Raw genomic sequence first — 13109 nt, forward strand, 5'->3', positions numbered from 1 at the left:
TCTCCTTCTATTCTGACCAAATGCCAGAACTTTCGATTTGTTGTAATGTTGCTTCTAAATCTTTTGTCATAATCGTTACGTGGCCCATCTTACGGTTCACCTTAGCTTCAGCTTTCCCATAAAGATGCAATGACCATTCAGGATATTTTGCAATTGAGTTACTAAGTGGCATAACATGCTGCCCTAATACATTCACCATTATTGATGGTGCCCAAAGTTGCGGTTTGCGCAATGGCCAACCACAAATAGCACGGATATGCTGATGGAATTGTGATATATTACATGCCTCTATTGAATAGTGACCAGAATTATGTGGTCTCGGTGCTAGTTCATTAATAATAATTTCGCCGTTTTCTAAAACGAACATTTCTACCGCCAGCGTCCCTACTAAATTTAAGTAATCAGCTATTTTTATAGCCTCTTGCTCAGCAGACTGTGCTGTCATCTTTTCGATACGAGCAGGTACAATTGTTTCGTGTAAAATATGATGAACATGAATATTTTCACCAACAGGCTGACAATATAATTCTCCGTCACCGTTTCGCTGTACAATAACTGATACTTCTTTCACAAAAGGTACAAACCCTTCAGCAATACATTGTGAATGAGCGAAAAGCCCTTCTGCTAATGGTAAATCCGCTGCTGAATTTAGAAGCTGCTGCCCTTTGCCATCATAGCCACCTCTTGCAGTTTTTACGATACACGGATAACTGATCTTGTCAATACTCGCGACCAATTCCTCGTATGTATTAGCTACTATATAAGGAGCTACTGGACAGCCAGCTTTCACAATTGCTTCCTTCTCAGTCACGCGGTTTTGTGTAATGCGTACTAATTCAGCTCCTTGTGGTACGTAAGCCATTTGAGTTAATCGTTTTAAACCATCGTAATCGATATTTTCAAACTCATACGTAATAACGTCACTGACTTCTGCAAGTTCCTCTAATGCAGCTTCATCATCATAAGGTGCCACAATTCGGATATCTGCAACCTGTCCACATGGTGAATCCATTGTCGGCTCAAGAACAGCTATTTTAAATCCTGCTTCCTTTGCAGCAAGTGCCATCATACGGCCAAGCTGTCCTCCTCCGATAATACCTATCGTTTGTCCTGGATAAATAATTTTCGTCACACTAAGTCACCTGTGCTTTCCAATACTTGTTGCTTCGTCGCCTCGCGTCTAGCATCTAGTTTATTAGCAAGCTCTATGTCTGTTGTCGACAAAATTTGCGCTGCAAGCAAGCCTGCATTTGTTGCACCTGCTTTTCCGATTGCCACAGTTGCTACAGGTACACCACCTGGCATTTGTACAATTGATAACAGTGAATCAAGACCATTAAGTGCACGAGATTGTACTGGCACGCCAATAACAGGTAATGTTGTTTTAGCTGCTACCATACCTGGTAAATGTGCTGCACCTCCAGCACCTGCAATAATCACTTGAATACCTCGCCCACGTGCTGCTTCAGCGTACTCAAACATTAAATCAGGCGTACGATGTGCTGATACTACTTTTTTCTCGTACGGTACTTGTAATTCATCTAAAATATCACACGCATGTTTCATAGTTTCCCAGTCACTTGAACTACCCATAATGACACCGATTTTCGGATTCATGAATTGTCGCTCCTTTTAAACGATAGAAAAATGATCGATTATTGTGCAAGCCTCTATTATTCAATAGTCACTGCATTTCTTTACTTTTTGAACAAAGAAAATCCTCAAATAAGCTACTCTCTACCATACACGTGAAAGCAGCTTACTTGAGGACTTATTATGAAAAGAATATGCAGATTTAGACATCTGTACACACACCTTCCCGTAACATGCCAAAAGTTGCTTTCCCGCATAGTCCAGCATTTACGGTGCCGGGTAGAGACACTAGAGCCAATTCTCTAGCATATATGAGGGATTTAATTGTTTTCCTTATCACATTTTAACAAGTGAAAACACTATCGTCAATGCAAAAATGCGAACATTTTATTTTCACCACTAAATATCGTTCGGTTTTAAGTCATATTTAGTCAGAATCTTGACATAACATCGCTTTAAATTGTATTTTTTGACGTAAATACGTTGGTTCGCCATTTACTAGATGAAAAATAGGCTCTTCCTTCCGTCCCATCGCCATATATCCATCTTGACGCATTCTCTCTAAACATTGTTCGATTGTTTCATTTTCTTCTACTTCATACCAAATTTGCTTTTTGCCCAAACTGTTCTTCCTTCCAATCCATGTCATGATTATTCTTCCTTACTTGTAATCCATTATACCCGATATGGCACTTCAAGAATGCACGAAATTGTAACAATTCATAATCATAGTAGCGTTTTATATCCCTATTTCAAGCTTCTCAATCGTATATCCTGTACCTTCACACAAAACATTATGCAAAAAACAAAAAAAGCCAAGGAATATATCCTTGGCTTTTAAACTTGCCTAGCGACGTCCTACTCTCACAGGGGGAAGCCCCCAACTACCATCGGCGCTAAAGAGCTTAACTTCCGTGTTCGGTATGGGAACGGGTGTGACCTCTTTGCCATCATCACTAGACAGTATTTAATTGAAAGATTGTTCTTTCAAAACTGGATAAACGGTTCATTGAATGTTTCAAACTTTTTGGTTAAGTCCTCGATCGATTAGTATTCGTCAGCTCCATGTGTCACCACACTTCCACCTCGAACCTATCTACCTCATCGTCTTTGAGGGATCTTACTTACTTGCGTAATGGGAAATCTCATCTTGAGGGGGCTTCATGCTTAGATGCTTTCAGCACTTATCCCGTCCACACATAGCTACCCAGCGATGCCTTTGGCAAGACAACTGGTACACCAGCGGTGTGTCCATCCCGGTCCTCTCGTACTAAGGACAGCTCCTCTCAAATTTCCTACGCCCACGACGGATAGGGACCGAACTGTCTCACGACGTTCTGAACCCAGCTCGCGTACCGCTTTAATGGGCGAACAGCCCAACCCTTGGGACCGACTACAGCCCCAGGATGCGATGAGCCGACATCGAGGTGCCAAACCTCCCCGTCGATGTGGACTCTTGGGGAGATAAGCCTGTTATCCCCGGGGTAGCTTTTATCCGTTGAGCGATGGCCTTCCATGCGGAACCACCGGATCACTAAGCCCGTCTTTCGACCCTGCTCGACTTGTAGGTCTCGCAGTCAAGCTCCCTTGTGCCTTTACACTCTACGAATGATTTCCAACCATTCTGAGGGAACCTTTGGGCGCCTCCGTTACCTTTTAGGAGGCGACCGCCCCAGTCAAACTGTCCGCCTGACACTGTCTCCTGCCCCGCTAAGGGGCATGGGTTAGAATTTCAATACAACCAGGGTAGTATCCCACCGACGCCTCCTTCGAAGCTGGCGCTCCGAGATCTCTGGCTCCTACCTATCCTGTACAAGTTGTACCAAAATTCAATATCAGGCTACAGTAAAGCTCCACGGGGTCTTTCCGTCCTGTCGCGGGTAACCTGCATCTTCACAGGTACTATAATTTCACCGAGTCTCTCGTTGAGACAGTGCCCAGATCGTTACGCCTTTCGTGCGGGTCGGAACTTACCCGACAAGGAATTTCGCTACCTTAGGACCGTTATAGTTACGGTTTACTGGGGCTTCAATTCGCAGCTTCGCTTGCGCTAACCACTCCTCTTAACCTTCCAGCACCGGGCAGGCGTCAGCCCCTATACGTCACCTTACGGTTTTGCAGAGACCTGTGTTTTTGCTAAACAGTCGCCTGGGCCTATTCACTGCGGCTCTCATGCGCTTGCACGCTCAAGAGCACCCCTTCTCCCGAAGTTACGGGGTCATTTTGCCGAGTTCCTTAACGAGAGTTCTCTCGCACACCTTAGGATTCTCTCCTCGACTACCTGTGTCGGTTTGCGGTACGGGCACCTCTCACCTCGATAGAGGCTTTTCTTGGCAGTGTGAAATCAGGAACTTCGTCCATACGGACTCGCCATCACAGCTCAACGTTACAGTGTGCGGATTTGCCTACACACACGCCTTACTGCTTGGACGCGCACAACCAACGGCGCGCTTACCCTATCCTACTGCGTCCCCCATTTCTCAAACGGTGAGGAGGTGGTACAGGAATATCAACCTGTTGTCCATCGCCTACGCCTATCGGCCTCGGCTTAGGTCCCGACTAACCCTGAGCGGACGAGCCTTCCTCAGGAAACCTTAGTCATACGGTGGACGGGATTCTCACCCGTCTTTCGCTACTCATACCGGCATTCTCACTTCTAAGCGCTCCACCAGTCCTTCCGGTCTGACTTCAACGCACTTAGAACGCTCTCCTACCACTGACATCGTAGATGTCAATCCACAGCTTCGGTGAATCGTTTAGCCCCGATACATTTTCGGCGCAGCGTCACTCGACCAGTGAGCTATTACGCACTCTTTAAATGATGGCTGCTTCTAAGCCAACATCCTGGTTGTCTGTGCAACGCCACATCCTTTTCCACTTAACGATTACTTTGGGACCTTAGCTGGTGGTCTGGGCTGTTTCCCTTTTGACTACGGATCTTATCACTCGCAGTCTGACTCCCGTGTATAAATATCTGGCATTCGGAGTTTGTCTGAATTCGGTAAACCGGGATGGCCCTAGTCCAAACAGTGCTCTACCTCCAGTATTCTCATCACGAGGCTAGCCCTAAAGCTATTTCGGAGAGAACCAGCTATCTCCAAGTTCGATTGGAATTTCTCCGCTACCCACACCTCATCCCCGCACTTTTCAACGTGCGTGGGTTCGGCCTCCAGTAAGTGTTACCTCACCTTCACCCTGGACATGGGTAGATCACCTGGTTTCGGGTCTACGACCACGTACTAATTCGCCCTATTCAGACTCGCTTTCGCTGCGGCTCCGCCTTCTAAAGCTTAACCTCGCACGTAATCGTAACTCGCCGGTTCATTCTACAAAAGGCACGCTATCACCCATTAACGGGCTCTAACTACTTGTAGGCACACGGTTTCAGGATCTCTTTCACTCCCCTTCCGGGGTGCTTTTCACCTTTCCCTCACGGTACTGGTTCACTATCGGTCACTAGGTAGTATTTAGCCTTGGGAGATGGTCCTCCCGGATTCCGACGGAATTTCACGTGTTCCGCCGTACTCAGGATCCACTCTGGAGGGAATGAACTTTCGACTACAGGGCTTTTACCTGCTATGGCGGACCTTTCCAAGTCGCTTCATCTAACTCATTCCTTTGTAACTCCGTATAGAGTGTCCTACAACCCCAAGAGGCAAGCCTCTTGGTTTGGGCTCTTCCCGTTTCGCTCGCCGCTACTCAGGGAATCGATTTTTCTTTCTCTTCCTCCAGGTACTTAGATGTTTCAGTTCCCTGGGTCTGCCTTCAAGACGCTATGTATTCACGTCAAGATACTACGCGATTAAACGTAGTGGGTTCCCCCATTCGGAAATCTCCGGATCAAAGCTCACTTACAGCTCCCCGAAGCATATCGGTGTTAGTGCCGTCCTTCTTCGGCTCCTAGTGCCAAGGCATTCGCCGTGCGCCCTTAATAACTTAACCTGCAGCTTCCGATATACATCGTAATCCAGCGTCAGCTTCATTCGTTCGGTCAGTCACGTACAGAGGTACGCTCCTTCTCTCACTCAATCGCTTCTTTGTCTTACTCGTATCTCGAAACCTTCATTTGTTATTAAGCCTATAAAAAACTTAAAAAAATAAATGTGTTTGTTACAATTTCAATGTCGTTTTATCCAGTTTTCAAAGAACAAATTCACTACCTGTTTCTACTTCTTCGCAAATTTGCGACGAAAGCGTAGCGACAGGAGCACACTTTTGAAGTATTTCATCGTAATGATGAACCTTCAAAACTGAACGCAAAACGTAATCTTACAAACCCAAGGTTTGTATTCCGAAAATATCCTTAGAAAGGAGGTGATCCAGCCGCACCTTCCGATACGGCTACCTTGTTACGACTTCACCCCAATCATCTATCCCACCTTCGGCGGCTGGCTCCAAAGGTTACCTCACCGACTTCGGGTGTTACAAACTCTCGTGGTGTGACGGGCGGTGTGTACAAGGCCGGGAACGTATTCACCGCGGCATGCTGATCCGCGATTACTAGCGATTCCGGCTTCATGTAGGCGAGTTGCAGCCTACAATCCGAACTGAGAACGACTTTATCGGATTAGCTCCCTCTCGCGAGTTGGCAACCGTTTGTATCGTCCATTGTAGCACGTGTGTAGCCCAGGTCATAAGGGGCATGATGATTTGACGTCATCCCCACCTTCCTCCGGTTTGTCACCGGCAGTCACCTTAGAGTGCCCAACTAAATGATGGCAACTAAAATCAAGGGTTGCGCTCGTTGCGGGACTTAACCCAACATCTCACGACACGAGCTGACGACAACCATGCACCACCTGTCACCGTTGTCCCCGAAGGGAAAACCATATCTCTACAGTGGTCAACGGGATGTCAAGACCTGGTAAGGTTCTTCGCGTTGCTTCGAATTAAACCACATGCTCCACCGCTTGTGCGGTACCCGTCAATTCCTTTGAGTTTCAGTCTTGCGACCGTACTCCCCAGGCGGAGTGCTTAATGCGTTAGCTGCAGCACTAAGGGGCGGAAACCCCTAACACTTAGCACTCATCGTTTACGGCGTGGACTACCAGGGTATCTAATCCTGTTTGCTCCCCACGCTTTCGCGCCTCAGTGTCAGTTACAGACCAGATAGTCGCCTTCGCCACTGGTGTTCCTCCAAATCTCTACGCATTTCACCGCTACACTTGGAATTCCACTATCCTCTTCTGCACTCAAGTCTCCCAGTTTCCAATGACCCTCCACGGTTGAGCCGTGGGCTTTCACATCAGACTTAAGAAACCACCTGCGCGCGCTTTACGCCCAATAATTCCGGACAACGCTTGCCACCTACGTATTACCGCGGCTGCTGGCACGTAGTTAGCCGTGGCTTTCTAATAAGGTACCGTCAAGGTACAGCCAGTTACTACTGTACTTGTTCTTCCCTTACAACAGAGTTTTACGAACCGAAATCCTTCTTCACTCACGCGGCGTTGCTCCATCAGGCTTTCGCCCATTGTGGAAGATTCCCTACTGCTGCCTCCCGTAGGAGTCTGGTAGTGTCTCAGTCCCAGTGTGGTAGATCACCCTCTCAGGTCGGCTACGCATCGTTGCCTTGGTGAGCCGTTACCTCACCAACTAGCTAATGCGCCGCGGCCATCCTATAGCGACAGCCGAAACCGTCTTTCAGTATTGTCCCATGAGGGACAATAGATTATTCGGTATTAGCCCCGGTTTCCCGGAGTTATCCCAAACTATAGGGTAGGTTGCCCACGTGTTACTCACCCGTCCGCCGCTAACGTCAAAGGAGCAAGCTCCTTCTCTGTTCGCTCGACTTGCATGTATTAGGCACGCCGCCAGCGTTCGTCCTGAGCCAGGATCAAACTCTCCATAAAAGAAATTTGATTAGCTCAAATTGTTTTGCTGGCATCAATTTTGATGTCCAAAATTTTGTTTCGTTCACTAACAAAGTTAGCTAGTAAAAACTATATTGATTACGTTTTGCTTGTTCAGTTTTCAAGGTTCATTTTGTTAGTTACTAGTAAGTAACTTTTTATAATTTAACATACATTCAATATGATGTCAACTATTATTTTCTTGCAGTGTGTTGTTCACATGTTTCGTAACAACGTGTTTAAATATAACATCTCGTAACATAGTTTGCAAGTGTTTAATTGAAATAAAACTATTCAGTCAATAATAACTAGTAGTTTCTTCTATAGTATATTAAGTGTCAGGCTCTCAAACAATTTCGAATAAAAAGCTCCTCTTCGTTTTCACAAAGAGGAGCTTTTTCGTCTTTACATTATCGAACCCAGATAAAGTATGCAAGGAAGACAAAGAACAATCCGTACATCATTGGGTGAATTTCTTTTTTACGACCTGCTAAAAGCATTGTTACAGGATAGAATACGAAACCAATTGCAATCCCTGTTGCAATTGAATAACCAAGTGGCATCATTAATACTGTGAAGAACGCTGGAACTGCAATTTCGAATTTATCCCATTCAATTAAACGCAATGATGAAACCATTAACACACCTACGATAACAAGTGCTGGTGCTGTTACCGCTGAAGTAACAACAGCAAGTAATGGCGAGAAGAATAGCGCGATTATGAATAGCACCGCTGTAACAACTGCAGCAAAACCTGAACGAGCACCTGCTGCTACACCTGAAGTTGATTCTACATATGCAGTAGTTGTTGAAGTTCCGAATAAAGAACCAATTGTTGTAGCTAATGCATCCGCCATAAGCGCACGGCTTGCGCGTGGTAATTTATCATCTTTTAATAGGCCAGCTTGAGTAGCAACAGCCATTAATGTACCTGCTGTATCGAAAAAGTCAACGAATAAAAATGTTAGTACTACGACTAAAAATTTAACATTTAATAAAGAACCAAAGTCATGGAAAATTGGGTCAAGTGCAACCATAAAAGTTGAATCTACACTTGGAATTGCTGATACAACCGATACAGGCGGTGCAATGACACCTGTCATCATACCAACGACCGCTGTAATAACCATTCCTAAGAAAATACCGACGCTGCGGAATTTTAAGATAAGAATGACAGAAATAATAATACCAAACACTGCTAAAAGAGTGGAACCTGTAAATGCACCTAATGTTACTAAAGTTGCTGGACTATCTACAACGATACCCGCTCCTTGTAACCCTACGAATGTAATAAATAAACCAATACCAGCTGATACTGCATATTTAAGTTGTGCTGGAATTGCATTAATAACTGTTTCACGAATACCTGTAAGTGAAAGGATAATAAAAATAATCCCTGAGAAAAACACACCTGTTAACCCAGTTTGCCAAGGAATACCATATGCTCCTACTACAGTGAAAGCAAAGAATGCATTCAATCCCATACCTGGAGCTAATGAGATTGGGAATTTAGCGAAAATACCCATAATCAAAGAACCGACTGCTGCTGCTAATGCTGTTGCTACGAATACAGCACCTTTATCCATCCCTGCATTTTCCAGAATGCCTGGGTTAACTGCTAAAATATAAGCCATGGCAAGGAATGTTGTAATACCACCAATTATTTCGCGGCGATAACTAGTACCTAATTCATCGAACATGAAATATTTTTTCATTTTTTAAAGATCCTCCGTATTGTCGTCTTCAATACCGAAAACAAAAAAGACACGCTGACTACTCTACTAGTCGCATGTCTACGATACATTTCAGCACTTATAATGTGTGAAATAAATTAGTTACTATACATTCGTATAAAACTAAAATCGTAGTCAAGTTATTTACGGTAACTTGGTAGAAACTCACGGGCCTTATCCCCGACATTATACGACGACTTATTTAATTTACAATCGTAATATATCATTTCGTTTTTTAGATTTCAACCCCATTTCCGAACATTTCTTATAAAAAAAATACGAAAGTTCGTATAAAATACGGAATTAATGTTCAGTTTTTGGAAAAAACATAGAAAAATAAAGAAAAAGAACTCTTTTTCTATACGTTCTTTTTTAGTGTTAGCACTAAAGTGCAAAGAGCATCGCAATACAATTGTTAAAGATATGGAGGGTTATTGAATACACGATATTAAAATTCGATTTGTAATAAATGACGCCAAAGACGAGCCCAGAGTAAAAGTAAGGTATCACTTGAACAATTTCTGAAAAACTATGTACATGTAAAAGGCCAAATAAGAAACTTGAAATTCCAATCGAGAAATAAACCCCTATCTTTGTCTTTAACTTTTTCAGGATGATTTCCCTAAATATTATCTCCTCATTCACCGGTCCTAGCAAAACGACTGGAAACAAAAAGACAAATAGCATTATACCTTGTGCTATCTGCAAAACATGATTGACGCTAGATTGATTTGACGAGTTAGCAAAAGAATCAACTAGTGGATCTATAAACATTACACCTAGATATAGTAACAACAATCCAACAATAAACAATTGAATAAATTTTAAAGGTTTGTTTCGAATATCTTTCAAACCAAGAATTACTTGGCTACGTAATGATATAAAGGCTATGATACAAACCATTCCATGCGCAAGACAAAATAGTAATAAGAAAGTATTTAATTCAGTCTGATTAGCGGGCGAATTAAAAAGCTTTGGCAATACAAGCACCAGTGATATGTAACTAAATAAAATCACACTATACTTATATTTTCGTAACATTATCTCCATTCCTTTCAATTTTTTCACTACTCATTACTACACAAACAATTATCGTTTTAGACGATTTTATTGTAATAACATGCTATTTAGGATGCAATTCATTTGATCGTAAGCTAACCATTGAAATTCCTTACATAAATAAGAACCCCCCTATAGCCTAAAAGCTAAAGGGGGTTCTGATACTTTTGTGCTTTACTTCCCTACTCGACTCTGCAATGACTGAATCTTTTTTTCTAACTTTTGTTGCCAATCTAACGCTAACGCATCCACCGCTTGAATTTTCTTCATCGCACCTACATCATTGTTTTTATAATAGACTTCGTTGCAATATAAAACAGATATACCTGCAGGATGTCTTTCAATCAATTCAATCGTTGAATTTGCACTGATTGTTCCCTCGATTAGCACACGTGCAAGGTAGCCCGTATACCCCGTTTCAATTAAACGTTTGAGCAATATATCTGCATTTGCATATCTATCAATCGTGCTACACGGAATACGCCCTTGCGTAATTTGAATAACAGCATTGCCAATTTTATAAGTATCTCCTATACAAACATCCGCTTCCAACATGTTCGTTACCGTTAAATTCTCACCGAATGTTGCAGTCGGCAATTTTTTACCTAGTTCTTGCTCCCATTGTATGTAATGCTCTGCAGGATATAAACAAACAGCACGATTAGGCCCACCATGATGTTTTTTATCTGCTACATCATCTCCCTCAAAACCACTCTTTCCCAAATAAACTTCTTGTACTTCTTGTTTTTCAATTCCTGTTATCATTGATCGCCCGTTGCTATAGTTCAATTCTTTTGGCATACCAACAGCTAATGTGTGAATCGTCGCAATACTTTTCTCCATTTTCATCCCCCTCAATTAAAAGCCAACGTATTTCATAAACTTAGTTTACTACATCCAACACTTTTCCAGCAATTTCACCCATTCTACAATGGTTTATGGTCTATCTTCATGTTACACTCGTCATCCCCACGCAACAAAAAAAAGCCCTAAACCCCTGTGTTATCAGGGCATTTAGGACTCTTGCTATTAGTGATTATTCCCACTCAATCGTTGCTGGTGGCTTCGATGTAATATCATACAGCACGCGGTTTACGTGTTTTACTTCGTTTACTAAACGTACAGAGATTTTCTCTAGTACGTCCCAAGGGATACGTGCCCAGTCAGAAGTCATACCGTCGATAGACGTTACAGCACGGATACCGATTGCGTAGTCATACGTACGAGCATCGCCCATTACACCTACTGAACGAATATCAGGTAATACCGTGAAGTATTGCCAAATGTCACGATCAAGACCAGCTTTTGCGATTTCTTCACGTAAGATGAAATCAGATTCACGAACAATTTCAAGTTTTTCTTCTGTTACTTCACCAAGTACACGAATACCTAAACCAGGACCTGGGAATGGTTGACGCCAAACAATTTTCTCATCTAGACCAAGTTCTAAGCCAAGTGCACGAACTTCGTCTTTGAATAATGTTTTTAATGGTTCAATTAATTTGAACTGCATGTCTTCTGGAAGACCGCCTACATTATGGTGCGATTTGATTGTTTGCGCAGTCGACGTACCAGATTCAATAATGTCTGTGTATAACGTTCCTTGTGCAAGGAAATCCATACCTTCTAATTTTGAAGCTTCTTCATCGAATACGTAAATAAATTCGTTACCGATAATTTTACGTTTTTTCTCTGGATCAGATACACCCGCAAGTTTGTCCATGAAGCGTTGACGTGCATCGATTTTAATTAGGTTCATATCGAAATCTTCTGTGAAAGTTTTCATCACCTGTTCAACTTCACCTTTACGGTTTAGGTTGTGGTCTACGAACATACAAGTCAATTGGTCACCGATTGCTTTATGAATAAGTACTGCAACAACAGAAGAGTCTACCCCACCTGAAAGTGCACATAATACTTTTTTATCGCCAACGATTTCGCGAATTTTAGCAATTTCGATTTCGATAAAGTTTGCCATTGACCAATCGCCTTTAGCGCCACAAATATCGAATACGAATTGACGTAGTAAATCATTACCATATACAGAGTGACGAACTTCTGGGTGGAATTGTACTGCATATAGTTTACGTTCTGCGTTTGCCATAGCAGCGATTGGACAAGATGCACTTGTTGCAATGATTTCAAAGCCAGCAGGAACTTCTGTTACGTGGTCGCCATGACTCATCCAGACGATTTGTTCTGTTGGTAAATCACCGAATAATTTATTAGCAGCCGTTACTTGAACTTCCGCTTTACCGTATTCACGTGTTTCAGCGCCTTCTACTTTACCGCCTTGCGTATGCGCCATTAATTGCATACCATAGCAAATACCTAGGATTGGTAAACCTAATTCGAAAATAGCTGGATCTACATGGAATGCATTGTCATCATAAACAGAGTTAGGACCACCTGAAAAGATAATACCTGCTGCATTCATGTCTTTAATTTCATCTGCTGTAATCGTATGTGGGTGTAATTCACTGAAAACACCAAATTCACGGATACGACGCGTAATTAATTGGTTAAATTGGCTACCGAAGTCTAGAACGACGATTTTTTCTTGCTCTTTTAATAAAGGGCTTGCTGACAATATTTCCACCTCTTCTTCTATTTTTAAAGGACGTTTTCATATGTTCAAAGAAAAACGCGTATGAAAGTAAAAAAACTTCCTACGCGTCCATAAGCTCTTGATATATAAAGGGGAATGCGTAACAAAGAAAAGTGATGTATAAAACTTCTCACCTAGCCAAAACATTCACCTTCATAGAGAAATCATTTACGGTGATTTCGTAGAAACATCCGAACCCTATTTTCGAACTTATATGAAAGCCATCCTAATCATATATAATTTTTTTCATTTTACTCTTTGTAC

Annotated in this window: 7 protein-coding genes, 3 rRNA genes and 3 riboswitches; all 10 genes read right to left on the reverse strand. The window is 42.6% G+C overall.

Features of this window, described 5'->3' with window-relative positions:
- Positions 1-7: 7 nt before the first annotated feature.
- Positions 8-1132, reverse strand: a complete 1125-nt coding sequence (gene purK / locus LO754_RS20730) for a 5-(carboxyamino)imidazole ribonucleotide synthase (protein ID WP_024364455.1) — start codon at positions 1130-1132, stop codon at positions 8-10.
- The gene (gene purE, locus LO754_RS20735; protein WP_024364454.1) at positions 1129-1617 is read right to left on the reverse strand and encodes a 5-(carboxyamino)imidazole ribonucleotide mutase; all 489 of its coding nucleotides are present in this window, start codon (positions 1615-1617) and stop codon (positions 1129-1131) included. The genes purK and purE overlap by 4 nt, the downstream gene beginning before the upstream one ends.
- A 212-nt stretch (positions 1618-1829) precedes the next feature.
- A riboswitch (purine riboswitch) is annotated at positions 1830-1928 on the reverse strand.
- A 92-nt stretch (positions 1929-2020) separates the two neighbouring features.
- Positions 2021-2215, reverse strand: a complete 195-nt coding sequence (locus tag LO754_RS20740) for an NETI motif-containing protein (protein ID WP_024364453.1) — start codon at positions 2213-2215, stop codon at positions 2021-2023.
- A gap of 223 nt (positions 2216-2438) precedes the next feature.
- Positions 2439-2554 (reverse strand): 5S ribosomal RNA (gene rrf, locus LO754_RS20745).
- 66 nt (positions 2555-2620) lie between these two features.
- A 23S ribosomal RNA gene (locus LO754_RS20750) occupies positions 2621-5535 on the reverse strand.
- 365 nt (positions 5536-5900) lie between these two features.
- A 16S ribosomal RNA gene (locus LO754_RS20755) occupies positions 5901-7445 on the reverse strand.
- The 16S, 23S and 5S rRNA genes sit together here, the layout of an rRNA operon.
- Positions 7446-7855: 410 nt before the next feature.
- Positions 7856-9160, reverse strand: coding sequence for an NCS2 family permease (locus LO754_RS20760; RefSeq protein WP_231785176.1), 1305 nt, complete (start codon positions 9158-9160; stop codon positions 7856-7858).
- A gap of 130 nt (positions 9161-9290) precedes the next feature.
- A riboswitch (purine riboswitch) is annotated at positions 9291-9392 on the reverse strand.
- A gap of 170 nt (positions 9393-9562) precedes the next feature.
- Positions 9563-10228 (reverse strand): CPBP family glutamic-type intramembrane protease, encoded by a 666-nt coding sequence (locus LO754_RS23825; protein ID WP_435892076.1) that lies wholly within the window; start codon positions 10226-10228, stop codon positions 9563-9565.
- A 183-nt stretch (positions 10229-10411) separates the two neighbouring features.
- Positions 10412-11080, reverse strand: coding sequence for an MOSC domain-containing protein (locus LO754_RS20765; RefSeq protein ID WP_231785177.1), 669 nt, complete (start codon positions 11078-11080; stop codon positions 10412-10414).
- A gap of 193 nt (positions 11081-11273) precedes the next feature.
- The gene (guaA, locus tag LO754_RS20770; protein WP_024363990.1) at positions 11274-12827 is read right to left on the reverse strand and encodes a glutamine-hydrolyzing GMP synthase; all 1554 of its coding nucleotides are present in this window, start codon (positions 12825-12827) and stop codon (positions 11274-11276) included.
- A gap of 154 nt (positions 12828-12981) precedes the next feature.
- Positions 12982-13083: riboswitch (purine riboswitch) on the reverse strand.
- Between the last annotated feature and the right edge of the window lie 26 nt (positions 13084-13109).

This window comes from Lysinibacillus sp. GJ-1, assembly GCF_021166035.1.
Classification (GTDB): domain Bacteria; phylum Bacillota; class Bacilli; order Bacillales_A; family Planococcaceae; genus Lysinibacillus; species Lysinibacillus sphaericus.